We start from the raw sequence: 24439 nt of genomic DNA, 5'->3' as shown, positions 1-24439 counted from the left end.
TGCCGGACAGCCGCCGACCGGTGAAGGTCGGCGGCTGCCCGGTACTGCGGGGTGGGGGGTCAGTTCGGCGCGAGCACCACCGTGAACATCAGCGCCTTGGCCGACGCCGAGTCCGCGGTCGAGGTGAGCCCACCGACGGTGCCCGGGGTGACCGGGCTGTCGCTGTCCACGGCCAGCGCGGTGATCCGGCCGGTGCCCGTACCGGTGCTGCTCGCTCGCGAGGTCGTCCCGGCCGGGACGGACATCGTGGTCGTGGCCGACGACTTCTCGGCCCAGTAGCTGACCAAACGGCCGCCGACGGTGGCCGTGCTCAGCGTCGGCGTGGTGTGCGCCGCCTGCAGCACGGTTTCGCTGCTGGTCGCCGAGTTGGAGACGCCCGACGCCCCGCGGTAGGCGAGCAGGGTTGCATCGGCCTTGGTCGCCGCCGACGTGGTCACCGCTACCGCGGTACCCGCATCGGTCGCCGTCGCGGTCTTGCGCCACAGCCGGCCGTTCTGGTTGGTCGAGCCCACCGTCTCCACCTGGGTCCAGCCCGCCGGAGCGTTGACGGTCGGGAGCGGGTCGTTGTCACTGAAGAACAGCAGCAACGTGTCGCCGGCCGCGACTGCCGCCGGCACCGTGTTGGTGAAGGAGGCAGCGTTGCCGTTCACCCGGCTGGCGCCGACGAAGTCCACCGTGCGAGCCGGGTCGACGACCGAGACCGACTTGGTGGTCGACGCCGTCGCACCGTCGTTGTCCGTCACCGTCAGGCTGATGGTGTACGTCCCGGCGGCCGCGTAGGTGTGCGACGCCGTCACGCCGGTGCCGGTGGCGTTGTCACCGAAGTTCCACGCGTACCCGGTCAGCGTGCCGTCCGGGTCCTGGGAAGCGGAACCGTCCACCGAGCAGCTGAGGTTGCTGCAGTTGGTGGTGAAGCTCGCCGTCGGGCCCTGGTTGATCCGGGTCACCGTGACGGTGTGCGAGGTGGTGTTGGTACCGCCGTCGCCGTCGGTCACCGTGAGCCCGACCGTGTAGGTCCCGCTGGCCGCGTAGGTGTGCGAAGCGGTGGCCCCGCTGCCCGTCGCGCCGTCACCGAAGTTCCAGGCGTAGGAGCTGATCGGGCCGTCGGCGTCGCTCGACGCGGATCCGTCGAACGAGCAGGTCAGGCTGTTGCAGGTCTCCCCGAAGGTTGCCACCGGCAACGTGTTCACATGGGTGACCACCTTGCTCACCGTCTTGGTGTTGGTGCCGCCGCGGTTGTCGGTGACCGTCAGGCCGACCGAGTAGGTACCGGCCGCCGCGTAGTGGTGCGACGGGTTGGCGTCGGTGCTGGTCCCGCCGTCACCGAAGGTCCACGCGTACGACGCGATGGTGCCGTCAGGGTCGGACGAACCGGCCGAGGAGTAGGTGCAGTTCAGGTCGGTGCAGTTGACCGCGGCCTGGGCCGTCGGCAACTGGTTCGGGCCCTGACCGGTCGGGTCCTGGTAGAGGAACAGCGTGCGGGAGCGCCAGTCGATGCCACCGGTGTTGAGCGACACCGCAGTACCGGCTACCGGTACACCGGTGGCGGAATTGAAGGTCATCCTGCGCAGGGTGCTGTCGCCGGACTGGGCCCAGTACAACTGGTTGCCGGCCAGGAACATACCGGTCACGTTCGACCAGGTGATGCCGGTGACGTTGCCGGTCGCGGTGAAGACGTTCGCACCGACCACGTCGCTCTCCGGCGTGAAGTACCGGTAGTACAGCGAGCTCTGGCCGGAGCGGGTGTAGTAGATCCGTCCGGAGTCGAAGAACATGCCGGTGATGCCCTGCACCTCGCTGTGCCAGGTGGACATGTTGGTCAGCAGGTCACCGGTGTTGACCGCCGTCGGTGCCCCGAAGGTGGTGCCGTCGAACGTGCGCCGGTCGAACCCGCCACTGGACCACCCGGCGTACAGCTGACCGTTGAGCATGAACGCGCCACGGTTGTTGCTCCAGGTGATGCCACCGGCCGGTACCGACGTCAGCGGCGTCGCGGTGGTGCCGTTGTACGACGACTTGCTGATCGTGTTGTCGTAGGTCGGGAAGAGGATGCCGCCGCGGCGGCCGGCGACGAACAGGTTGTTCGGCAGGGTCGGGGTGTTGCCCGGCGGGATCAGGCCGCCGCTGGTGAGCGGGAAGAACGCGATCCGGGCGTGGTACTCCGAGGCGCCGATCCGGTCGGTGTCGGAGCCGACCCACAGGCCGGCCGGGGTCGGCAGCAGGTCGAAGACGCCGACGCCCCGGTCCCTGGTCGGGTTCCACGACAACGGCAGTCCGTTGATCGGGTCGAGTGCCGCGATACCGGGCCGCGAGACCGCACCCTGGCCGGGGCTGTCGGCCGCGAACGGGTTGTTCTGCCAGCGGGCGTGGCCGCCGGTGTAGACCACGGTGCCGGTGATGGCGACCGCGTACGTCGTGTCGCCGCCGGTGTTGTCGATCCACTTGGCCGTCAGCCCGGATCCGCGCGCGTCGATGTTCCAGCGCGAGGTGGAGTCACAGGCGACCATCGAACCGCCGTACGCGCCGGTGGTGGAGATGACGAAGTACGAACCGTCCGGCGAGATGTCGAGGTCGCGCATGTAGGTCTCGAAGCTGCTCGAGCACGCGGTGTTGTAGAAGTTGGTCTGCCAGTTCTCCACCGCGGCGGTCGCGCCGGTCAGGTTCAGCATCAGCGCCTGGTGGTGCTTGACGCCGGAGATCGTGTCGAAGTTGCCGATGGCAACGAGCTCGCTGCCGTCCGGGGTGATGTCGATCTTCATCACGGTGGTCACGCCGCCGTGGTGGACACCCGCGATCTGCAGCGTCATGTACGGGTCGTACGCGCCGGTCGTCGGGTTCACGGTCGCCAGCGCGGTCTGGGCGTTGCCGGCCACGGTGGTGAACAGGCCCGCGATCCACAGCCGCCCGTTGGACAGCCGCAGGTCCTTGACCCGGCCGTCCAGCTTCGGCGCCTTGAAGCCGGTCACCCGGGCGCCGGTGAGGATGTTGATCTTGGCCAGGCTCGGCGAGCCGCCACCGGAGATGTTGTTGAAGTACCCGGCGACGTAGGCGTTCACGCCGTCCTCAGCCGGGATGATCGTGGAGACCTCACCGTCCGGGTCGGGCGCGAAGCTCGCGTCGATCTCGCCCGTGGTCGCGTTGAACGCGGCCAGGTTGTGCCGGGTATAGGTGGTGGTGCCGTCCTTGGACTGGATCTGGGAGAAGTCTCCACCGATCATGATCCGGTTGCCGAACTGCTGGATCGACTTCACCGAACCGTCGAGCACGTTCGGAGTCCAGTTGGCCGGATCGTCGCTGACCAGGTGGTCCTGGCTGACGTGGACGGCATCCGCCGACGGCGCCAGGAAGACCACGAAGCCCGCCAGCGCTGTGACCAGCGCGACGAGCAGACAGACAACAGACTTGCGCACAGTGTTTCCTCTCCCCTGCCCGCCGGCGCTCAGAAGGCCGTGTCGGGCACACCCATGCCTGGCGTACCACTCGCACACCAGGTCCCCTTGGTCGGACAGTAAACACCCTCCGGGACCTGCCCTGCACCACTTCGTCCACAAATCACTTGCCTGTGGCGCCAGATCGCGTTACAAAGAACTTCAGGACACCGAAATATCACCCACAGTGACCAAATCCGGGGTCTCTTTCTCCCCTGCGCGCCAGCTGCCGGACACCTGCTGGTCACGGACAGGTGCTTAAACCGTCACCGATCATTGGCGATCTGCCCACCCTGCGCCTATCCTCTCCGTGGGGGAGCCAGTGTGCCGGGGGGGCGGAACGTTGGCTCAGAGATCAGGTGTGGGGGAATCCAGTTGTCGTCACCGAACGTCGCCGCGGGCGTCGCCGGGCCGCGCCGGCGCAGGCGCTGGTCGGCGGGCTGGCCGCTGTCCGTACTCTTCCTGGGCTTCCCGCTGTGGTGGGTGCTCGGGCTGACCGAGTTCGCGTTCTTCCTGGCTGCGATCCCGATGGCCTGGTCGCTGATCAGCCGCCGGACGGTGATCGCACCGCGGGGCTTCGGCTGGTGGATCGGCTTCCTGGCCGTCGTTCTGGTCAGCGGCACGATGCTCACCACCGACGCGCCGTTCAGCAACCTGAGCCCGCTGGGCAACACCCTGCTGACCTACACCTTTCGGCTGATCTGGTACTTGTCGGTCACGATCGTCCTGCTGTACGTCGGCAACACCAGCCAGGCCGACCTGCCCACCGCCAAGGTGGTCCGGCTGCTGGCCTACATGTTCGTGGTGACCGCGATCGGCGGCCTGCTCGGTGTGGTCGCGCCGCACTTCGAGTTCAAGTCGATGCTCGAGCTGGTGCTGCCGCACTCCGCAGCGACGAACCGCTTCGTGCACGCGCTGATCCACCCGGCCACCGCCGACATCCAGAGTGTGCTCGGCTTCGCCCAGCCGCGGCCGCGGGCGCCGTTCTCCTACGCGAACTCGTGGGGCGCGAACCTCTCCTTCTACCTGCCGTTCTTCCTGTACTCGTGGTTCGGCCGCGACGCCGGCTGGCGCAAGATCGCCGCCGTACCGGTCCTGATCGTCGCCGCCGTTCCCGTCGTCTACTCGCTGAACCGCGGCCTGTGGGGCGTCCTGGTGATCGGCATGCTGTACGCCGTGGTGCAGGTGATCCGCCTTCGCGGCTTCAACGCTGTCGCCTGGCTCGCGCCGGTCGGCGTGCTGATGGTCGTCGGGGCCCTGCTGTCGCCGCTGCCGACGATGGTCAGCGAACGGTTCGCCCACCAGCACAGCAACGAGCGCCGCGGTGAGCTCGCGATCAAGACGGTCGAGTCGACGATCAAGGGCTCGCCGCTGATCGGTTTCGGCAACACCCGTGACGTGGAAGGCAGTTTCGGCTCGATCGCCGGTGGCGCCACCCTGGGCTGCCCGGCCTGCGCGGTACCGCCGTTCGGTACCCAGGGGCACCTGTGGCTGGTGATCTTCGCCCAGGGCCTGCTCGGCACGATAGTCTTCCTGGCCTTCTTCATCGTCCGGTTCGCGCGACACGTCCGCAGCCGTGATCCGGTCGCGATGATCGGGGTGGCCCTGATCATCTTCTTCCTGATCGAGATCTTCGTCTACGACACCTTGGGCTCACCACTGTTCACCTTGATGATCGCGCTCGCGCTGATGTGGCGTGCCGACCGCGACGCGCAGGCCGCACGTCTGCCGGCGACCGACCAGCTGGTGGCGGCCCGATGAGCGCGGATCAGAACGTCGAGCGCCTGCTGCGGACGGTCGGCCGGCTCTGGCCGGGCCACGACGTCGCGCTGGTGAAGAACCGCCGCCGCGACCGGTCCGCCCGGGAGCTGATCTTCGTTCCGTCGCAGGCCTCGCCGCGGCTGCTGGTGCCCGCGGGCCGGCCGGCCGCCGCCGCGAGTGGCCTGCGCAGATTCAGTCGCGCCCTGTCCAGCAAGGAACGTGCCGTCCGGCTCGTCGGCTCCTACGCGTTGCGCCTCGGTGCCGAAGGGCTGCTGACCGACCGGATCCGGATGACCCCGCGAGCCGGTGGCGAGACCTCGATCGAGCAGCACCTGTCGGAGGTGCTCGGTACCGATGTCGTGGTCGGGCTCGGCGTCGGCTCCTTGCGGGCCAACCAGAAGCCGATCCTGCAGGTGTTCGACCGCGATGGGCGCTGCGTCGCCTATGTAAAGGTGGGCGACTCGGAGCTGACCGCAGGGCTGGTCCGGCAGGAAGGCGCCGCACTGGCCGGGCTGGCCAAGCAGGACTGGCATCTGCTCGAAATCCCTGCCCTGCTTCACCTCGGCGACTGGCAAGGGCTCGAGCTGCTGGTGATCTCCGCACTCGACACAGCGGTCCGCCCTGCGGGTGGGCCGCTACTGCAACCACCGCTCGAAGCACTCGACGAGCTGTACGACCGGTACGACGAGGGCTCGGCCGCGCTGAGCACTTCGGCGTACTGGCAGCAGCTGGTCGGCATTGCAGACGAGGTGGAGGACGCGCGGCAGCGTACGGCGTACAAGGAAGCCCTGGAGCGGGTCGAGCAGAGTCACGGGGACGACGAGGTGCGGCTCACTGCTTGGCACGGGGACTTCGCGCCGTGGAACCTCGGGATGCGCAGAGGGCGGCTACAGCTGTGGGACTGGGAGCGCTTCGCCACCGGCGTACCGGCTGGGCTGGACCGAGTGCACTATGTGCTGCACACCAGCACACGAGCTCACGGGTTCTCGGCCGACGTCATTGACACAGCGCTTGCCAGTCCGCACACGCACCACCCGGCATGGTCCCCGGCCGCGCAGGAGTTGCTCGGCGTGCTCTACCTGGCCTCCATCACCGCCCGGTACCTGCTGGGTAGCCAGGGAGACCAGGGCGAAGTCATCCGGCCCACTCTCGACACCGTGCTCGACGCCTTGACCAAGCACAGCCGGCGGCTGTCCGCGCCGACTCCGAAGGGAGCCACCCGATGAGCACCGGCAGCAGCGGCCTGGCCGCCAAGCGCACCGCAGTACTGCGTTCGACCCGGGACGTGTTGCCCGACGGAACGCAGGACGCGATCCGCAAGGCCACCAGGGCCGTCGGCCGGGCCACCGCGGGCGTGCGGATGCTGCCGGACTTCATCGTCGCCGGCGCCCAGCGCTGCGGTACGACGACGCTCTACCGGCTCCTGGTCGAGCACCCGGCCATAGTGCGGCCCCTGTTCCACAAGGGAATCGGGTACTTCGACGTCGGCTACGACCACCCCTGGTCTTGGTACCACGGGCACTTCCCGGTCGCCCCGGTCGCCGCGGCCCGGACCCGCAAGACCGGCCGGCCGATGACGTTCGACAGCAGCGGCTACTACATGTTCCACCCGCTCGCGGCCGGCCGGATCGCCGAGCACCTGCCCGACGTCAAGGTGGTCACCCTGGTCCGCGACCCGGTCGAGCGCGCCTTCTCGGCGTACAAGCACGAACTCGCCCGTGGCTTCGAGACCGAGGACTTCGAGACCGCGCTGGCGTTGGAGGACAGCCGGCTGGCCGGCGAGGTCGAACGGATGCACGCCGACCCGTCGTACCAGAGCTTCCACCACCGCCACCACGCGTACGTCGGCCGCGGCCGGTACGCCGAGCAGATCGTCCGGCTGCAGCAGGCGCTCTCGCCGGAGCAGGTCTTCGTCATCGACGCGAACCGGTTCTTCGACTCACCGGTCGAGCAGTTCGCCCGGCTGCAGGAGTGGCTCGGCCTGCCGGTGCACAACCCGGCGAAGGTCGAGCAGGCCAACGCCCGCCCGAGCAAGCCGATGCCGGCCGCGCTGCGAGAGCGGCTGCTGGCCGGGTTCGAGACCTCCGACACGGAGCTGACCAAGCTCCTCGGCATGCCCCCGAGCTGGCGCCGATGAGGCCTCGCCGTCCGGCGCGCGTCGACGCCGTCGAGCTGACCGCCTACCTGCGTGCGATTCGCAGGGGGACGGTGGCCGTTGCCGTCTGCGCACTGGTCGGCGCGATCCTCGGGATCGGCTGGATGCTGCGTACGCCGAGGGTGTACTCCTCCACGTCGGCCGTGCTGGTCGCGGACGTTCCGCTGTATCTGGCCCGCAAGGGCGAAGAGAACGCGAAGTGGTTCACGATCGACACCGAGGCGTCCCGGCTGGTCTCCGAGCCGGTCCTCGAAGCGACCCGGCGAGCCACCGGTGAACAAGACATCCGGGCCCACCTGCACCTGGCCGCCGTACCGACCACCAAGGTCTTGAAGGTCACCTACAACTCCACCGACAAGGTCGCCGCCCGCAAGGGTGCCGCGACGATGACCGAGGCCTATCTGCAGTTGCGCCGCGCAGACCTGGAGAGCCGCCGCGACGACCGGGTCGAGCTGATCGGCCAGCAGATCGCCACCTTGAACGCACGGCTGGACGAGACCGTCATCAAAGGCAAGGCCAAGGCCGGCAAGATCGCCGAACTGACCGCGAGCCGGACTGCGATCGTGCAGCAGATCGCGGCCCGGCAGGCCGAGTCCCGGCAGGTCCGCACCACCAGCGCGTACCCCGGTCAGATCCTCCGGGTCGGTGACACCACCAAGTCCCGGCGGATCAACCCGTTCGTCGCGCCGGTCGACGGCCTCGTCCTGGGCGGCCTGGTCGGACTGCTGATCGCCTACATCCGGTCGACCCGGCTCGGCCGCGCCTCTGACGTCGCGCGGCTGGTTCCCGGCCGGTCCGTGGTGACGCTGCCGAAGCACTGGTTCGGGCCACCCGGCGTGCGGGTGCACACCTGGGATCCGATCACCGTCGGCGTACTGGGCATCGGCGCGGGCACCGTGATGGTCGCACCACCCGATCGCGAACCGGGCGAGGCCGAGCGATCCGCCGCGGACCAATTGTCCGCGGCCCTGCGCTCGCACGGCCGGGAGTCGCGCGTAGTGGACCGGTCCGTCCTGCCCGCCGACACGATTCCCGCCCTCGACCCGCATCAGGCCAGCACGGTCCTGGTCACCGGTGAAGGGGTCACCAGCGAACCGGGCTCCGTGCTCGCGGCGCTGGCCGGGAACGTCGTACTGATCGTCACCCCGCGCACCCGGCAGCGGGCACTGATCAATGCCGTGCACCGCGCCACCGAGGTCGGTGCGACCGTTCAAGGAGTTGTTTTGCTGACCCGGTTCGCCGTTCCGGACGGCCGGTTCATGCCTGCAGGCTTGCGAAGGAGCAGCTGATGAGTACACCCCCCGTGCCGACCGGTACCGCGGTCCCGACGGTCAGCGTCGTGGTCGCGACACGGAACCGGCCGGAGCTGCTCCGGAAGGCACTCGGTTCGATCGCCGCCCAGGACTACCCGGGGGCGGTCGAGATGGTCGTGGTCTACGACCAGAGCGAGCCCGAGACCGGGCTGGCCGACGACCTCGCACTGACCGGACAGGCGGGCGAGCGGACTCTGACGGTCATCACCAACACACGGGCACCGGGTCTGCCCGGCGGGCGCAACAGCGGCGTAGCCGGTTCCAGCGGCGAACTGCTCGCCTTCTGCGATGACGACGACAGCTGGAAGCCGGAGAAGCTCAGCACCCAGGTGGCGATGCTGACCGCGGCGGACGCCGGCCTGTCGGTGTGCGGCATCGAGATCACGATCGGCGACCAGCGGCACGTACGAGTGCCCAGCCCCGCCGACGTGACCGTGGCCGAACTGGCCCGGCGCCGGGTGATGGAAGCCCATCCGTCCACCGTGCTGGTACGGCGTACAGCCTTCGACCGGATCGGCTGGGTCGACGAGGAACTCCCCGGCGGCTACGCCGAGGACTACGACTGGATGCTGCGGGCCCTGGCCGCCGAGAAGGTTGCCGTCGTCAGCAAGCCGCTGGTCGAGGTGCTCTGGCATCCCGGTTCCTTCTACACCGCGCGCTGGGCAGTCATCATCGAAGCGTTGGACTATATGGTCGACAAACATGCCGTGATCAGGGACAGCCCGCGGGGACTGGCCCGGATCTACGGTCAGAAGGCGGTGGCGTACGCAGCGTTGCGGCGCCGCTCGGAATCATCGCGGTGGGCTCTGCGAGCTCTCCGTCTGGCACCTGGTGAGAAGCGCGGATATCTCGCGCTGGCGATCGCGTCTGGGGTCGTACCGGCGAACAGAGTTCTGCAATGGGCGAACGCGAGAGGGCGGGGAATATGAGTAGCACGGGGACGTACAGCGACACAGACACCAGCCAGCAGGCGCTGGCCAGCCGGTTCAGCTGGGCCGGTTTGGCCCGCCGGCTGCCGATCGTCGCGCTGCTGCTGGTGATCGGCACCGGCCTGGGCTACCTAGCCTCGATCGAGCAGCCGGCCACCTACACCGCGACGGCGACCGTCCTGGTGCAGCCTGCCGACGGCAACCCGTACGCACCGGGCACCCGCGGCCAGAACCTGGCGAACCTCGGCACCGAGGCACAGCTGGTCAGCTCGGACGCGGTCGCCCAGCTGGCCAAGACCACACTGCGCAGCAGTGCTTCGGTCGCCGCTCTGGTCGAGCAGTTGAGCGTCACCAACCCGCCGAACTCGCAGGTTCTCGAGGTCGCCTTCAGCGACATCACACCGGTGGCTGCGCGGAACGGCGCGAACGCCTTCGCCAACGCCTACCTGGTCGCCCGCGAACGCCGCGCGGCCCAGTCGGTGCAGGCCCAGATCAACAACCTGACCAAGGCCCGCACCGCCAACCAGTCCGCGTTGCAGCGAGCCGTCGCCGCGCTCGGAAAGACCGCCGCCGGATCGCCTGCCCGGGCGCTGGCTCAGCAGCGGGTGGAAACGACGACCACAGAGGCCTCCAAGCTGGAAAGCCAGATCAGCGACCTGCGGCTGTTCCAGGGCGACCCTGGTCAGGTGCTGTCGCCGGCGACCACGCCGACGAGCGCTGCCGGCCTGCCGAGCTGGATCCTGCCTGCCGCCGGTGCCGCCCTCGGCCTGCTGCTCGGACTCGTGTTCGCCGTCTGGCGTTCGCTGAACGATCGCAAGCTGCGCACACCCGACGATGTGAAGGCCATGGGCTACCCGGTGCTGAGCACGGTCTACACGACGTCCGTGACGCGCCCGAAGGACCTGCTGTCCGACGTGAAGGCTGAACTGCCCGACGGTGCCCGTCTGCTCCGCAGTGTGCTCGGCGTGACGAGTCCGGAGGGCGGTGCAGTGCTACTGGTCCCGGCAAGCCCGGTCGAGTCCCACACCACCACTCCCCTGGTTCTGGCCGCTTCGCTGGCTCGTGCGGACCAGACCGTCACGCTGGTCGACACCGACGGCGAGCTCACCGAGGCGACCGGGCTGACGAAGCTCAAGGGTCTGGCCGAGGTGCTGACCGACGGGGCCCAGGCGCACGAGGTGGCCACGGAGTACCAGCCGGGGCTTCGTTTCGTCTCGGCCGGCGTGCACCACAGCGGTTCAGTCGACAAGCTGGCGTCGCCGCAGATGCGGGGCTTCCTGGACATGCTGATCCCGGGCAGCCGCTGGCTGCTGGTGGCCGGACCGCTCGCGTCGGCACCGGAGACGCTGACCCTGGCCGATCTCTGCACCGACGTGGTGATCCTGGTCAGCCTGGGGCACACCACGACAGTCGAGCTCCAGCAGGCCGCCGAGGCGGTCACGCGTGGCGGCGCCAAGCTGGCGGGCATCGTCCTCGACGCGCCGGAGAAGCAAGGACTGCTGCACCGCTCGAAGCATGTCGAAACGACGGCCGCCGTGGCCGAAGCGCCGGTGGCCACCCAGGTGCCCGAGAAGGCAACCCCGGCTGCTGCGACCCCGGTTGCAGCAACCTCGGCTGCTCCCTCGGCTGCTCCCTCGGCGCCGGTCGCTGAGGTCACCGAGACGGCGACCGGTCTGGTGCCGGCGCCGAAGGCCCGGCGGGCCGTGGCGGCCGTGGACGCGCGGACGGAAGAGATCCCCAAGATCGACGCTCCGCTGCCTGACTCGTCCACGCGGAACGGGAAGCGGCACGGTCTTGCCGCGGAGGCAACCGAGCCGGCCGCGAACGGCTCGGCCGGCGCCAAGTCGGGCTCTTCGGCCAACGGGGCGTCCAACGGTCATCTGACCAAGACCACCCCGATCGGCTCGAAGCCGCTGCCCACCGATGCGGCCGACGTGCCCGCCACGCCGGCGCCGACGCCCTGGTTCGCCGAGGTCGAGGTCGACGACGACTCCGGCAACGGCGATGAAACCGACCTCGCACCGTCGCGGAGAATGATGTAGTGGCCGTTCCGTTATCCGAAACGACTGACGCACCACCGGCCAGCCTGACGAAGATCGCCCGGGGCGGTTCGGCCAACCTGGTCGGTACGGCGGGTGGTGCGCTGCTCACCCTGCTGCTCACCTGGGTGGTCACCCGTTCCACCGAGGCGACGGTCGCCGGTGGTCTGTTCGCGCTGACCTCGGTGTTCCTGATCGTCGCCGCGATCGCCGAGCTCGGCTCCGACGTTTCGCTGTCCAAGTTCCTGCCGCACTTCCTGGTCGAGGACCGGCTGGCCGACGCCCGGACGACCGTCCGGTTCGCCGCGCTGGTCTCTTTGGCCGGCGGCAGCCTCGTCGGCGCCGTCCTGATCCTGTTCCGCGGCCAGGTCGCCGACCTCGTGCTCGGTGACGCCGACCCGGGTGCTCGCCGCGCGGTCGTCGTGCTGGCGATCTGTATCCCGCTCGCCGCCGTGATGAACACCGCCTTGTCGGCCACCCGCGGGTTGTCGACGATCCGGCCGACCGTGCTGGTCGACAAGGTCGGCCGCGCAATGCTGCAGGTCGGCTGCATCGTCGTCGCCGTCGCTGCCGGCGCAGGCCTCGGCGGCCTCACGCTGGCCTGGGCCGCTCCGTACTTCGTGGGCGCGGTGGTCGCGGTCGCGTGGTACGAGCGGATCGAGCACCGCCTCATCTCCAAGCGCGGTCTCGGCCGGGCCGCGTCGACGAAGAAGGACCTCTGGCGCGAGTACGCCGTCTACACCTGGCCGCGGGTGATCTCGCGGATCAGCCAGAGCATCCTGCAACGGGCCGACATCGTGCTCATCGCCGCGTTCCGCTCGCCCGCCGAGGCCGCCGTCTACACGGTGGCGACGCGGTTGTTCGTGATCGGGCAACTGGGCACCCAGGCGATCCAGCAGGTGGCCGCGCCGCACACCAGCGCGCTGCTGGCCTCCGGCGATCACAAGGCGACCAAGCGCGTCTTCCAGACGATCACCGCCTGGACGATGTCGCTCACCTGGCCGTTCTTCCTTGCCTGCTTGGCGCTTGCGCCCATGTTGCTGCACCTGTTCGGCGGTTCGACGTACCGCAGCGGTCACGGCGTCGTCGTGGTACTGGCGATCGCCGCGCTGCTGGCGGCGGCCGGTGGACCGGTGGACCTGATCCTGCTGATGGCCGGCCGCAGCGGCCTCAGCCTGGTCAACAGCCTGGTCGCGCTCGGGGTGAACCTGAGTCTCAACCTGCTGCTGATCCCGCCGCTCGGCATCATCGGCGCGGCCACCGCCTGGGCAGCCGCGATCGTGGTGCGGAACGTGCTCGGGATGGTGCAGGTGATGAACAACCTGCACTGGCTGCCGTTCAGCAAGCTGTCGGTGTACGTCGGCGGCCTCGCGCTGGCCTGCTTCGCAGTACCTGCTCAATTGCTCCAACTCGCCGGCGATCCGTCCGACGGGCTGCTCGTGGTGGTGCTGGCGGTCGGGGCCGTCGGCTACCTCGGCGCGCTGTACACCTTGCGCGACCAGCTCGCGCTGACGGCGTTCACCGCGATGCTGCGGCGGCGCCGTACCCCCGACCTGGCCGGCGACCTGCCGGCCGCGGAAGCAAAGCCGGTAGAAACGTCATGATTTCCAGGCCCTCCTCGCTGTCCCGCCCCTCCTCGCTGTCCCGCCCCTCCTCGCTGTCGAGCACTGTCTCGCTCGGCCGGACTGTCTCGCTCGCAGGGACTGTCTCGCCGGCCCGGACTGTCTCGCCGGCTCGCGCTGTTTCGCCGGCAGCGGGGGCGTCGGTCGTGCACCGCTCCGGCGGTGTGCGGTCCGCGGTCGCCGTGCTGGCTCTGGCCTTCGTCGGGGTGGCGGGATGTGCGCAGGCGGAGCCCTTGGCGGCTCCGAGCGCGGCAGGGCCGGCGACCACGGGCGGGCTCGTGCTGTCCACCGGCTTCTCGGATGCCAGCCAGCTGGGCCGTTCGGCGCCGACCGGGATCCGGACCAGCTTCGGGCCGGTCCAGGACGCGGCCGGGCAGAACCTGGTCGGGGTGATCCGACTGGCGGCCGGCGAGCAGCACTCGCTGGCGTTGCGCCACGACGGCAGGGTGCTGTCGTGGGGAGCCAATGAAGACGGCCAGCTCGGCAACGGCAGCCGCGCGGCGTCGGCCTCCCCCGCGTACGTGCGGGCCCCCGACGGCGCACCGGGGCAGCTGACCGGGGTGACGGACATCGCGGCCGACTCCAACACTTCCGTTGCCCTGCGCAAGGATGGCACCGTGGTGGTCTGGGGCCGCGACAACTCCGGCCAGCGCGGCAACGCCGACATCACCCCGGATCCGCTCACCCCGAGCCTGGTGCTGAACCCGAGCGGAACGGCGCCACTGACCGGCGTACGGGCCATCTCGGTGGACGGCGGCACCGAGCTCGCGCTGACCGATCAGGGCACCGTACTCGGCTGGGGAGACAACACCTACGGACAACTCGGTACGTCGGCGCCCGCGGTGGCGAAGCTGCCGGTGCTCATCACCGGGGCGGGCAAGGCGCCGCTGACCGGTGTCCGGGCGATCGCGATCGGTGGCCAGCATTCCCTTGCCCTGCTGGGCGACGGGCGCGTCGTCGCCTGGGGACGCAACGAGGTCAGCCAGCTCGGCGACGGGACGACGATCGCACGCAACATCCCGCGTGAGGTGCTGGTCGCACCGGGCCGGCCGCTGACGGGCGCGACGGAGATCTCCTCGGCGGAGAAGCACAACCTGGCGCTGCTCAAGGACGGCACGGTGGTGGGCTGGGGGCGGAACAACGGCGGCCAACTCGGCGACGGCACGCTGAAGACCCGCGCGTACGCGACGCAGGTCCGCGGCCGCGGGAAGGACCCGAAGCTCGTCGGTGTGCAACACGTCGTGGCCGGCGAGGGCTACAGCGTCGCAGTACTGATCGACGGCACCGTGATGACGTGGGGCGCCAACGGGCGTGGACAACTGGCCACCGGTGATCGAAGCGACCGGAGCAAGCCCGGCCCGGTCACGGTCGAGAACGGCGTACCCCCGCCAAGCTGGGTCACGGCCATCGGCGCCGGCCGCCGGCACCTCCTGATTGCCCTGCGCTGAACCTCCTGATTGCCCTGCGCTGACAGGGATTCCAGGCTCTGGCTGCGGCCGGCGACGCGCTACTTGACCTTCGGCACGGGTGGCGGTTTGAGGGGCTCGGCGTCGAGGATTCTGCGGAGGATCTTGACCGAGGGATCGGTCGGCGCCAGCAGGGTCTCGCCGACGGTGCCGTACTCGGTCTCGTTCCAGTAGACCAGCGCCTTGAGCTGCGGGTACGGCCTCAGCTGCGCCGGGATGGCGCCGAAGATGGCGCTCCGCTTGGTCTCGCCGAGCTTGCGGTCGACGCCCCACTCGCCGAGCATGATCGGCTTGCCCGGGTGCTTCTTGGTCGCCCAGGTGTAGAAGCCCGGCCACTTCGGGTAGTTGGCGGCGGTTCGGTTCACCGCGCGGCCGAGACCGCTGCCCCACTCAGGGTTCTCGCCGAAGATGTACGGGTCCTCGGCGATCCAGTCGACGACGTCGTCACCGGGGTACAGGTCCTCGAACCACGGCTGCGAACCCCAGTGCGGCGTACCCATGTAGTTCATCACGTAGACCGCGTTCGTCACGCCGTTCGCGCGCATCCGCTCGACCACGTGCCGGTACATCGCCGCGAAATCCTTCGCGGTCATCCCGGAACCGGCCTGGGGCTGGATCTCTTCCTCGGGCTCGTGATGGATCACCAGGAAGAACTTCTCCGGGAACGTGGACTTGAGGTAGCTCGCCTCGGAGTCGATCGCCGCGTCCACCACGTTGTCGCCGGCGGCCACCTGCGCCCAGGTGCGGCCCATCTCCGGCTTCCAGTTGAGCATCAGGATCCGCTTCTTGCCGGGCTCGCGGGCACGCTTGATCATGTTCGAGCTCGGGAACAACTGCGGGCTGGAGTTGTAGTAGTGCGCGATGTCGACCGGCTGCCCGATCACGTTCTCGAAGTCGGGCAGCGCCTCGTCCCACGACTCGTTGCCGATCGGGTTCGCCGCGGCGCCGAACCAGACCCCACAGTTCGGGACCAGCAGGTCGGTGACGCCGCAGCCGGGCGTCGGGGTCGGCGTACCGGGTGTTCCGGGTGTGCCCGGCGTCCCTGGAGTTCCGGGGGTGCCCGGCGTACCGGGGGTGGTCGGGGGGCTGGTGGGGGTGGGGATCGGACCGCCGCCGGACTGGCCGTCGTCGTCGGACACCAGCGCACAACTCACCAGGCCGATGGCGATCGCACCGGTCGACACCGCCGCGGTCATGAACCACCGGTTCCAGCCTTGCCCCCTGCTCGGCTCCTTCATCACTGCATGTTACTGCCCACACCACCAGATCAGGCAGATTGAAACCACTCAGTGTCCGAGGTGGTGGCGCAGGCGGTCGCAGCATGCACACCGCTGCTACTGCGCGGTGTCGGGGACGGCAGTACTGCGTGGTTGGTGGGCCAGTGTCCTACGTGGTGGCGCAGGCGGTCGCAACACGCGGGACAGCGGTACTGCGTGGTTGGTGGGCCAGCGTCCCGCGGGGTGAGTGGGGGCGGGTGCACCCCGCGGGACCTGGTCCTGTGCGGTGCCTGAACCCGTGGGGGAAGGGCTCAGGCACCTCCCGGGCTCTGGCCCCTCGGGGGTTGGGCCAGTCCCGGTTCCCGAACCTCGGAAGGCCGGGGGCTTGGGTGGGGCGCCAGGCGGGCCTGGCGCCCCGGGAGGGCGGCGGGGTGCCAGGGCAGGGCCTGGCACCCCTGGGGAGGGTCAGTTCAGGCGGCGGAGGAGCGAGCCGCTGCCGAGTACCTGCTGGGCCGTGGACCTGGCCGCGCTCGACGAGTCCAGCCTGGTCTCCCCGACCGGGTTGAACTTGGTCTCGTTCCAGTAGACCAGCGCCTTGATCGCCGGCCGCTTGGCCAGCCCGGCGTTGACCGTGTTCAGCACATCGGACTTCGACATGTTGAAGGTCGTCTGCTCGTTGACGCCCCACTCACCCAGCATGATCGGCTTGCCCGGGTGCTTGGTCGTCGCCCAGGTGTAGAAGCCCGGCCAGTTCGGGTAGGTGTAGGTGTCCTTGCGGTCGACCGCGCTGGCGAAGTCGGTCCACCAGTCCTTGGAGGTCCCGAAGATGTACGGGTCCTCCGCGATCCAGTCGACGACGTCGTCACCGGGGTAGAGATCGGCGAACCAGGACTGCGAGCCCCAGTGCGGCGTACCCATGTAGTTCATCACGAAGACCGCGTTCGTCACGCCGTCCGCCTTCAGCCGCAGCGCCACGTGCCGGTACATCGCCCGGTAGTCCTTGGCCGTCATCCCCGACCCGGCGGCCGGCTTGACCTCGTCCTCCGGCTCGTGGTGGATCCCGAGGAAGAACTTCTCCGGGAAGGTCGACTTCAGGTACTTCGCCTCGGCATCGATCGCCGCGTCGACTGTCGGGTCACCGGCCGCCACCTGGGCCCAGGTACGGCCCATCTCCGGCTTCCAGTTCAGCAACAGCATCCGCTTCTTGCCTGGCTCTCGGGCCCGCTTGATCATGTCCGCGGTCGGGAACAGCTTCGGGCTCGAGTTGTAGTAGTGCGCGATGTCGACCGTCCGGCCGATCGTGGACTCGAACGCCGGCAGCGCCGCGTCCCACGATTCGCTGCCCAGCGGGTTCGCCGCGGCACCGAACCAGGCACCACACGACGGCACCAGCAGAGCCGAGACCGTACAGCCCGGGCCGGCGGTGGGAGTCGAGGTCGGCTTGGTCGTCGTCGGCGTCGTCGTCGGCGGCTTGGTGGTGGTCGTGGTCGTCGTCGGCGTGGCGGTGGGCTTCGTCGGGACGACCGTCGGGGTCGAGGTCGGAACCGAGGTGGTCGGCTTCGTCGGCGCGGAGGTGGGCATGGACGGCGTCGGGCCGTCACCCTCGGGGACGTAGCTGATCTCGAGCTTCGACTGGTTGAGGCCGGACTCGCGGGCACCGAAGACGGCGTAGTTGCTGCCGTCGGTCTGCGTCAGAGCCAGGTTCAGTACGCCGGCGTCGGTCACCGCGGCCGACACGTCGATGCGCAGCTCGGCCGACGTACCGTCGTCCGCCACGGTCGCGATCGGCGTACCAGCGGCCTTCGGGGCGGTCGCGTAGGTGACGTTCTCGGCCCAGCCACTCGGGCCGGTGGCGGCCGTGATCTTGCCCGGCGTACCACGGGTCAGCCGGTGCAGCACCAGCGTCGCCTTGCGGTCGAATCCGGACGTCGCCGCGGGGACGGTGTAGCGCAGGAGGATCGAGGCCTCGTTCGCCTTCGCCACCAGGCGGGCGGACCAGCCGTGCCGCTGCGTGGGGGACTTGCTGGAGATGTACGCGTCGGCCGTGGCCGACAGCTGGACGGGTGCCGGCGGCTTGGCCGGCTGGTTGAGCGCCGCGAAGCCCAGCCCGGTGGTGCCCAGCAGGATCGCGATCGCCGCGACGATCGGGATCAGTGTTCTCCGGCCTGCTTTGGCGGCCGGTTCGTTCAAAACGTCGGAGGGAACGGCAGCACGATGTCGTGCTTGCCTACGGGAGATTTCATCCCGCATGGGGGCAGTCCTTCCTGCACGCCTGTGAGGTTAGCTGTCGGGCTCGGGTCGGAAGTATTACCCGGCCGCTTGCGCGGCTTCGCCCCAAGGACGTTGCCGGACGTTTGGGTCCGGCGCGGTCCGGGAACCTGTGGGTCCCCCACTTCTGCCCTCTATTGCTGGGTGGTAGGTGATCACCGACCCGGAGGGCGGAACTCGGCGTTGCGAGTCGGTGACTTGGTGGGACCTGGCCGTCCCCAGCCGGGCCAGGCGCGGTGAGCTTACGCAGAACTCCGCGGAGTGCTCAAGGCCACTGAGCGCGGCCTTAACCTGTACGCTCCGTGACCAGAACACGGAGAGTAATATTACAGCTAGATAACAAGCTGAATCGTTACGTAACGTAGAAGAAGTCCGGATATCCGGACACTCAGACCTTGATTCGATCTGAATCTGGGCTGTGATTTGAACGAACTCTTTACTCAAATCAGGCGGCCGGAGCGCGCCGCCAGCCTGCGGTCGCCAACCGCGCCCGCACCGGTGAAACGCTTGTTTTGCAGGTGATTCAAGCGAATGATTCAGGACTTCTCATGGCGCCGGGCCAACGCGAGCCGGTCGATGATGGCACCAGTCGTCGCAACCGCAGCAGCCACTTGCGCTCTGTCACGCTCGTTCTCCTGCTCGGTCACGGCATGGGCCTCTGGGTCCTTGAGGATGGCCGCCAGGGCGTCCAGGAAGGCGCCACGCTCCTCGCAGAGGGTGACCAGCCCGAGCTTCCCCATCCTGCGGGAGAACTCCTGCTGATGCTGGTCGACGTGCTCGCCCAGCGCAGGGTCCCGAGGCACCACCAGCGGCTTGCGGCCCTGCCTGCGGACCTCCAGCATGGTGGCCGGTCCGCCGTGGGTGACGACGGCGGTTGCCTGTCGCATCAGGCGCTGCAATTCGTCGTACGGAACGATGCCGACGCCTTCGGCAAGTCGTGGTGGCGCGGTGTCGCCCAGTTGCGCGAGGGCCCGCAGCGACTCGTTGCCGGGCTGTTCCAGGAAGGCGTCCAGCCAGCTGACCAGGCGGTCGAAGTGGTGGTGATCGGTGCCGAGGATGACCAGGACGTCGAGCTCGCTCACAGCAGTCTCCCGACCACGGTCGATCCGGCGTACAGGTCCTTCTGTTCTTCCCACTGGACCAGCATCCGGGTGGTGAACGGGCGGCACAGCTTGGCGGTCAGCGTTGCGTGGTCGATCCGGTCGAAGACCTCGATGTAGACGGTCGGGATCCGGCTCAGCCTGGCCAGGACGAAGAACGGCAGGGCGACGCCGGCGCCGGTGGTCACCACTACGTCGGGACGCTCCTTGCGCATCACCCGGAGCGCGAGCAGCGTGTTGCGGAACAGGTTCTTCAGGTTGCGGGTGGTCGGGTAGTAGGCGAAGTACGTCCGCTCCCCCGCCAGCAGGGACCGGCCGTCCTCGGTCGGGAACGTCACCCAGGCGGTGTCCCGTTGCGACCACCACGGCTTCAGCGTCATCAACTGGGCCAGGTGGCCGCCGCTGGAACAGACCATCAGCACCCGCAGGTCCGCGGGTTCGCTCGTGCTCACCGGGCCTCGTTCACCATGCCGGCCCCGACGGTGCGGTTGGTCGCCTCGTCGATCAGCACGAAGCCGCCGGTCGAGCGATTGCGCTTGTACTCGTCGCAGAGCAGCGGCTGGGTGGTGCGCAGCCGGACCCGGCCGATGTCGTTCAGACCGAGGTGATCGGCGGCCATGTCGCGGTGCAGCGAGTTGATGTCGAGCCGGTAGTGCAGGTCCTTCACCATTGCCCGCGCCGACCGGGTGGTGTGCTTGATGGCGAGTTTTTGGCCCGGCCGCAGCGGGGCGTCGTCCATCCAGCAGACCATCGCATCGATGTCCTGGGTGACCGCCGGTGCGTTGTTCACCCGGCAGATCATGTCACCCCGGGAGACGTCGATCTCGTCGGTCAGCCGGATCGTCACCGACATCGACGGGAACGCCTCCTCGACCGGGCCGTCGGCGGTCTCGATCGAGCGGATCGTGGTGGTGAAACCGGACGGCAGCACCATCACCTCGTCGCCCGGCTTGAGGATGCCACCCGCGACCTGACCGGCGTACCCGCGGTAGTCGCGGTGCAGGTCGGACTGCGGGCGGATCACGTACTGGACGGGGAACCGGACGTCGATCAGGTTCCGGTCGCTCGCGACGTGCACGTTCTCCAGGTGATGTAGCAGGCTCGGCCCTTCGTACCAGCTCATCGCGGTCGACCGGGTGACGATGTTGTCGCCGACCAGTGCGGAGACCGGGATGACGGTCAGGTCGCCGACGTCGAGCTTGGCGGCGAACTGGGTGAAGTCGGCGCGGATCTGCTCGAAGACCGCTTCGGAGTAGTCGACCAGATCCATCTTGTTGACGCACAGCACCAGGTGCGGGACGTGCAACAGCGTTGCCAGGAAGGCGTGCCGGCGGCTCTGCTCCAGCAGGCCCTTACGGGCGTCGACCAGGATCAGCGCGAGGTCCGCCGTGGACGCACCGGTCACCATGTTGCGGGTGTACTGGATGTGGCCTGGCGTGTCCGCGACGATGAACTTGCGCCGCGGCGTCGCGAAGTACCGGTAGGCGACGTCGATCGTGATGCCCTGCTCCCGCTCGGCCCGCAGGCCGTCGGTCAGCAGCGCGAGGTTCACGTAGTCGTCACCGCGGTCGCGGCTGGCGCGTTCGACCGACTCGATCTGGTCGGTGAAGACCGACTTGGTGTCGTAGAGCAGCCGCCCGATCAGGGTGCTCTTGCCGTCGTCGACGGATCCGGCCGTGGCCAGTCTGAGGATGTCCACGATCAGAAGTACCCTTCCCGCTTGCGGTCTTCCATCGCGGCCTCGCTGAACTTGTCGTCCCCGCGAGTGGCGCCGCGCTCGGTGATCCGGGTGCTCGCGACCTCGTCGATGACCTTCGCGACGGTGTCGGCGTCGGACAGTACGGCGGCCGTCAGCGAGGCGTCGCCGACGGTCCGGTACCGGACGGTCGCGGTGAACGTCTCCTCGCCGGCCTTCGGCACGCAGTACTCGTTCGCCGCGTAGAGCATGCCGTTGCGGTCGAACACGGTCCGCTCGTGCGCGTAGTAGATCGACGGCAGCTCGAGCCGCTCCTGCTCGATGTACTGCCAGATGTCCAGCTCGGTCCAGTTCGACAGCGGGAAGACCCGGATGCTCTCGCCCAGGTGGATCCGGCCGTTGTAGAGGTTCCACAGCTCGGGCCGCTGGTTCTTCGGGTCCCACTGGCCGAACTCGTCGCGGAACGAGTACACCCGCTCCTTGGCCCGGGCCTTGTCCTCGTCGCGCCGGGCACCGCCGAAGACGGCGGTGAACTGGTGCTTCTCCAGCGCCTCCAGCAGGACCGGGGTCTGGATCCGGTTCCGGGTGCCGTCGGGCGGAGCCTGGACGAAGCCGCGATCCAGCGCCTCCTGCACGCTGGCGACCACGAGCTGTACGCCGACCTCGGCCACCCGGCGGTCACGGAATTCCAGTACTTCGGGGAAGTTGTGCCCGGTGTCGACGTGCATCACCGAGAACGGGATGCGGGCCGGGTGGAACGCCTTCTGCGCGAGCCGCAGCATCACGATCGAGTCCTTGCCGCCGGAGAACAACAGCACCGGACGCTCGAACTCGGCGGCCACCTCGCGGAAGATGTAGATCGCTTCGGACTCCAGGGTCTCCAGTTGGGTCAACTGGTAGTTCCGGCTCACGAGACTCTCACTTCCGCGACATCGGGTTGGCTGGCAATGGCAGCCAGCAGCTTCGCAGAGAACTCCGGGCGACACACCAGCAGGTCCGGCAACTTCGGGCTCGGCTGGTTGTAGCGCAGCGGCGATCCGTCGATTCGGCTGCAGAACAACCCGGCCGCCTCGGCGACCGCGACCGGCGCTGCCGAGTCCCACTCGTACTGGCCGCCCGCGTGCACATAGGCGTCCACCTCGCCGCGGAGTACGGCGGTGGCCTTGACGCCGGCCGAGCCCATCGGGACCAACTCGGCGTCGAGCTCGGTCGCCAGATACTCCACCAGGGCCGGCGGGCGGCTCCGGCTGACGGCGATCCGCAGTGGGCCGTCCGCGCGCGGCGGCACCTGCTGAGGCGCATCGGTGTCGTGGACGATCTCCTGAGCCGGGACCGCAACCGCACCGGCCGCGAGCTCACCTCGCTCCCAGAGCGCGACATGGACGGCCCAGTCGGACCGGTCACCTTCGCCGTACTCCCGGGTGCCGTCCAGTGGGTCGATGATCCAGACCCGATCAGCCGACAGCCGCGCGGTGGTGTCCGCGGACTCCTCGCTCAGTACTGCGTCGCCGGGCCGGCGCTCCGCCAGTCCCGCGATCAGCAACTCGTTCGCGCGCTGGTCGCCGTGTGCCCCCAACTCTCGCCCGGACAGCGCTGTGCCGCGCAGTTCGAGCAGCAGCTCCCCCGCGGCGGCGGCTAGTTCCACGGCCAGTGCGCCGTCATCCGTCGTCGCCATTCGGTCCCCCTTCGTCATTCCCCAGCAGCCCCGGCGGCCGACCTCACCGACGGGGCCCTTCCCCCAGCCCGGCCGCCCTAGTAGGCGCCCGAGCCCTTCACCACAGCTCGCACGGTCTTCCACAGGATCAGCAGATCCAGCGTCATCGACCAGTTGTCCACATACCGCAGGTCCAGCAGGACCGATTCGTCCCAGGACAGGTCGCTGCGGCCACTGACCTGCCACAGACCGGTCAGCCCGGGCTTGACCAGCATCCGGCGGGTGTCGTCGGCGGCGTACATCGCGACTTCCTGCTCGAGCGGAGGTCGCGGCCCCACCAGCGACATCTCGCCCCGCAGGACGTTGACCAACTGCGGCAGCTCGTCGAACGAGAAGCGCCGCAGATACCCACCGATCTTGGTGACGCGCGGGTCGAACCGGAGCTTGAACAGAACCGTGTTGCCGTCGCTCTGCGGCTCCAGCTCGGCCAGCCGCGCCTCGGCGTCGACGACCATCGTCCGGAACTTCAGCATTGTGAAGACGGCGTTGCCCCGGCCGACCCGCTGCTGCTTGAACAGCACCGGCCCCCGGCTGCTCAGCTTGACCGCGCAGGCGATCCCCGCCAGCAACGGCAAGGTCACGATCAGCAGGATCAGCGCGACCACCCGGTCGAAGATGCTCTTCAGCAGGTGCGGACCCGCGCTGGCCGACGGACGCTCCAGGTGCAGCAGGGACAGCCCGGCGACCGGCCGGATGGAGATCCGCGGACCGGCCACCTCGATGATGCCCGGCGACACGATCAGCTCGACGCCGTGCTGCTCCAGCGCCCAGGACAACCGCCGCAGCGACTGACCGGCCAGGTCGGGGTCGGACGCGATCGCGACCACGTCGACCGAGTGCCGGTTCACCGCGGCCATGATGTCGGCCTCGTCCAGCGCGTCGGCGGGCGTTCCGCCTGGGCGGGAGTCACCGCGGGGGCGGCAGACCGCGACCACGCGGTACCCATCGGCCGGGCGCTTCTCCAGCCGCTCGCTCAGCTCCGCCGCTTCGCCGTTGCGGCCGACCACCAGGACGCGACGCATACAGCGACCGCGATACCGGTGGCGGCTCAGGTCACGGCGCAGGAAGTACCGCAGGAGCAGGGCGAGCAGCACGGTCGCGGGGATCGCCAGCACGACGAATCCGCGGGCGATCTCACTCTTCGTCGCGTACGACGCGATCGCGACGACCGCGGTCAGGCCGACCCCGGACCGGAGGATGGAACGGAACTCGTCGGCACCGGCGCCGAAGGCCCGCGACTCGTAGCCCCTCGACAGGGCGACCGCGGCAACCCATGCCAACGGCAACAGACTTCCGAAGATCAGATACCCCGCGCCGACGGTGTAACCGAACCTGGTCAGCAACGCGACCGAGGCTCCGATCACCGCGGCGAGCAGATCGCCGCCGATCGCCGCCCAGCGGTAGACGGCCACCCACGGAGGCTCCGTCACCCAGGCCGAGCGCGGCACGATGGCAGGCACCGTGTCCGGAACCACCCAGACCGGCCGGCGCCGATCGAGCACGTCCGTAGCGGTCGGGTCGATGGAACCCACCTCCGGCATGTTTTCCCCCATGACGGCATTGTCCGTCACCCGCAGTCACCCCCCGGTGAGAATCGGTCCCTGTTTCCCCCGGGTCCGATTTGCCGCATCTTCGCCACCCCGTCGGCGGCAATTCACCTGAGGGTACTACGCCTCAGCGCCTTCCGACAGCAACAACTCACAAGTCTGTGGACAACCTCTTAACAGCTGA

General features: G+C 69.0%; 17 protein-coding genes and 1 riboswitch. Of the genes, 8 read left to right on the top strand and 9 right to left on the bottom strand.

Going from position 1 to position 24439, the window contains the following annotated elements:
- Positions 1 to 59: 59 nt before the first annotated feature.
- The gene (locus tag DIZ26_RS11420) at positions 60 to 3410 is read right to left on the bottom strand and encodes a PKD domain-containing protein (RefSeq protein ID WP_112240221.1); all 3351 of its coding nucleotides are present in this window, start codon (positions 3408 to 3410) and stop codon (positions 60 to 62) included.
- 393 nt (positions 3411 to 3803) lie between these two features.
- Between DIZ26_RS11420 and DIZ26_RS11415 the strand changes: the two genes are divergently transcribed.
- Genes DIZ26_RS11415 through DIZ26_RS11380 form a run of 8 tightly spaced genes read left to right on the top strand, consistent with a single transcriptional unit; the run spans position 3804 to position 14695 of the window.
- Positions 3804 to 5189, top strand: a complete 1386-nt coding sequence (locus DIZ26_RS11415) for an O-antigen ligase family protein (protein ID WP_112240219.1) — start codon at positions 3804 to 3806, stop codon at positions 5187 to 5189.
- Positions 5186 to 6415 (top strand): hypothetical protein, encoded by a 1230-nt coding sequence (locus DIZ26_RS11410; protein ID WP_112240217.1) that lies wholly within the window; start codon positions 5186 to 5188, stop codon positions 6413 to 6415. Before DIZ26_RS11415 ends, DIZ26_RS11410 begins: the two co-directional genes overlap by 4 nt.
- Positions 6412 to 7326, top strand: coding sequence for a sulfotransferase family protein (locus tag DIZ26_RS11405; protein ID WP_112240215.1), 915 nt, complete (start codon positions 6412 to 6414; stop codon positions 7324 to 7326). Before DIZ26_RS11410 ends, DIZ26_RS11405 begins: the two co-directional genes overlap by 4 nt.
- On the top strand, positions 7323 to 8633 hold the full coding sequence (locus DIZ26_RS11400) for a GumC domain-containing protein (protein WP_112240213.1): 1311 nt from the start codon (positions 7323 to 7325) through the stop codon (positions 8631 to 8633). Before DIZ26_RS11405 ends, DIZ26_RS11400 begins: the two co-directional genes overlap by 4 nt.
- Positions 8633 to 9586: a glycosyltransferase family 2 protein gene (locus tag DIZ26_RS11395; protein ID WP_112240211.1), complete on the top strand. Its 954-nt coding sequence runs from the start codon at positions 8633 to 8635 to the stop codon at positions 9584 to 9586. The genes DIZ26_RS11400 and DIZ26_RS11395 overlap by 1 nt, the downstream gene beginning before the upstream one ends.
- Positions 9583 to 11628, top strand: coding sequence for a hypothetical protein (locus DIZ26_RS11390; RefSeq protein WP_157979681.1), 2046 nt, complete (start codon positions 9583 to 9585; stop codon positions 11626 to 11628). The genes DIZ26_RS11395 and DIZ26_RS11390 overlap by 4 nt, the downstream gene beginning before the upstream one ends.
- Positions 11628 to 13229, top strand: a complete 1602-nt coding sequence (locus DIZ26_RS11385; protein ID WP_112240207.1) for an oligosaccharide flippase family protein — start codon at positions 11628 to 11630, stop codon at positions 13227 to 13229. Before DIZ26_RS11390 ends, DIZ26_RS11385 begins: the two co-directional genes overlap by 1 nt.
- Positions 13226 to 14695 carry an RCC1 domain-containing protein gene (locus tag DIZ26_RS11380; protein WP_112240205.1) on the top strand — a complete coding sequence of 490 codons (1470 nt, stop codon included), beginning with the start codon at positions 13226 to 13228 and terminating at the stop codon, positions 14693 to 14695. Before DIZ26_RS11385 ends, DIZ26_RS11380 begins: the two co-directional genes overlap by 4 nt.
- A 59-nt stretch (positions 14696 to 14754) precedes the next feature.
- On the opposite strand, the gene DIZ26_RS11375 is transcribed toward DIZ26_RS11380, so the two are convergent.
- The 8 genes from DIZ26_RS11375 to DIZ26_RS11340 all read right to left on the bottom strand — a co-directional run bounded on the left by DIZ26_RS11375 (position 14755) and on the right by DIZ26_RS11340 (position 24261).
- Positions 14755 to 15951 carry a glycoside hydrolase family 26 protein gene (locus DIZ26_RS11375; RefSeq protein WP_157979680.1) on the bottom strand — a complete coding sequence of 399 codons (1197 nt, stop codon included), beginning with the start codon at positions 15949 to 15951 and terminating at the stop codon, positions 14755 to 14757.
- A 444-nt stretch (positions 15952 to 16395) separates the two neighbouring features.
- Positions 16396 to 18180 carry a CBM96 family carbohydrate-binding protein gene (locus DIZ26_RS11370; protein ID WP_157979679.1) on the bottom strand — a complete coding sequence of 595 codons (1785 nt, stop codon included), beginning with the start codon at positions 18178 to 18180 and terminating at the stop codon, positions 16396 to 16398.
- A 5-nt stretch (positions 18181 to 18185) separates the two neighbouring features.
- Positions 18186 to 18355, bottom strand: a riboswitch (cyclic di-AMP (ydaO/yuaA leader).
- A gap of 379 nt (positions 18356 to 18734) precedes the next feature.
- Positions 18735 to 19280: a glycosyltransferase gene (locus DIZ26_RS11365; RefSeq protein ID WP_112240199.1), complete on the bottom strand. Its 546-nt coding sequence runs from the start codon at positions 19278 to 19280 to the stop codon at positions 18735 to 18737.
- Positions 19277 to 19750 (bottom strand): PssD/Cps14F family polysaccharide biosynthesis glycosyltransferase, encoded by a 474-nt coding sequence (gene pssD / locus DIZ26_RS11360; protein ID WP_198676043.1) that lies wholly within the window; start codon positions 19748 to 19750, stop codon positions 19277 to 19279. The genes DIZ26_RS11365 and pssD overlap by 4 nt, the downstream gene beginning before the upstream one ends.
- Positions 19747 to 20991 carry a sulfate adenylyltransferase subunit CysN gene (gene cysN, locus DIZ26_RS11355; RefSeq protein ID WP_198676073.1) on the bottom strand — a complete coding sequence of 415 codons (1245 nt, stop codon included), beginning with the start codon at positions 20989 to 20991 and terminating at the stop codon, positions 19747 to 19749. Before cysN ends, pssD begins: the two co-directional genes overlap by 4 nt.
- Before the next feature lie 8 nt (positions 20992 to 20999).
- Entirely contained in the window at positions 21000 to 21905 is a 906-nt protein-coding gene (cysD, locus tag DIZ26_RS11350) for a sulfate adenylyltransferase subunit CysD (protein WP_112240197.1), read from the bottom strand.
- Complete coding sequence (locus DIZ26_RS11345; RefSeq protein ID WP_112240195.1) at positions 21902 to 22669, bottom strand: 3'(2'),5'-bisphosphate nucleotidase CysQ; 768 nt, start codon at positions 22667 to 22669, stop codon at positions 21902 to 21904. Before DIZ26_RS11345 ends, cysD begins: the two co-directional genes overlap by 4 nt.
- Before the next feature lie 77 nt (positions 22670 to 22746).
- The gene (locus tag DIZ26_RS11340) at positions 22747 to 24261 is read right to left on the bottom strand and encodes a sugar transferase (RefSeq protein ID WP_112240193.1); all 1515 of its coding nucleotides are present in this window, start codon (positions 24259 to 24261) and stop codon (positions 22747 to 22749) included.
- Positions 24262 to 24439: the final 178 nt, after the last annotated feature.

The sequence above is a fragment of the Kribbella monticola genome (assembly GCF_003261635.1).
GTDB lineage: Bacteria > Actinomycetota > Actinomycetes > Propionibacteriales > Kribbellaceae > Kribbella > Kribbella monticola.
The sequence above is the reverse complement of the archived record's forward strand: the minus strand, read 5'-3'. Positions and strand labels throughout refer to the sequence as shown.

What these genes read in the sequence shown, in the direction of transcription:
- DIZ26_RS11390 (WP_157979681.1), top strand. Translation starts at nt 9,583, where the DNA reads ATGAGTAGCACGGGGACGTACAGCGACACAGACACCAGCCAGCAGGCG.
- DIZ26_RS11380 (WP_112240205.1), top strand. Translation starts at nt 13,226, where the DNA reads ATGATTTCCAGGCCCTCCTCGCTGTCCCGCCCCTCCTCGCTGTCCCGC.
- DIZ26_RS11410 (WP_112240217.1), top strand. Translation starts at nt 5,186, where the DNA reads ATGAGCGCGGATCAGAACGTCGAGCGCCTGCTGCGGACGGTCGGCCGG.
- DIZ26_RS11405 (WP_112240215.1), top strand. Translation starts at nt 6,412, where the DNA reads ATGAGCACCGGCAGCAGCGGCCTGGCCGCCAAGCGCACCGCAGTACTG.
- DIZ26_RS11370 (WP_157979679.1), bottom strand. Translation starts at nt 18,180, where the DNA reads ATGCGGGATGAAATCTCCCGTAGGCAAGCACGACATCGTGCTGCCGTT.
- DIZ26_RS11340 (WP_112240193.1), bottom strand. Translation starts at nt 24,261, where the DNA reads ATGGGGGAAAACATGCCGGAGGTGGGTTCCATCGACCCGACCGCTACG.
- DIZ26_RS11395 (WP_112240211.1), top strand. Translation starts at nt 8,633, where the DNA reads ATGAGTACACCCCCCGTGCCGACCGGTACCGCGGTCCCGACGGTCAGC.
- DIZ26_RS11400 (WP_112240213.1), top strand. Translation starts at nt 7,323, where the DNA reads ATGAGGCCTCGCCGTCCGGCGCGCGTCGACGCCGTCGAGCTGACCGCC.
- DIZ26_RS11375 (WP_157979680.1), bottom strand. Translation starts at nt 15,951, where the DNA reads ATGAAGGAGCCGAGCAGGGGGCAAGGCTGGAACCGGTGGTTCATGACC.
- DIZ26_RS11345 (WP_112240195.1), bottom strand. Translation starts at nt 22,669, where the DNA reads ATGGCGACGACGGATGACGGCGCACTGGCCGTGGAACTAGCCGCCGCC.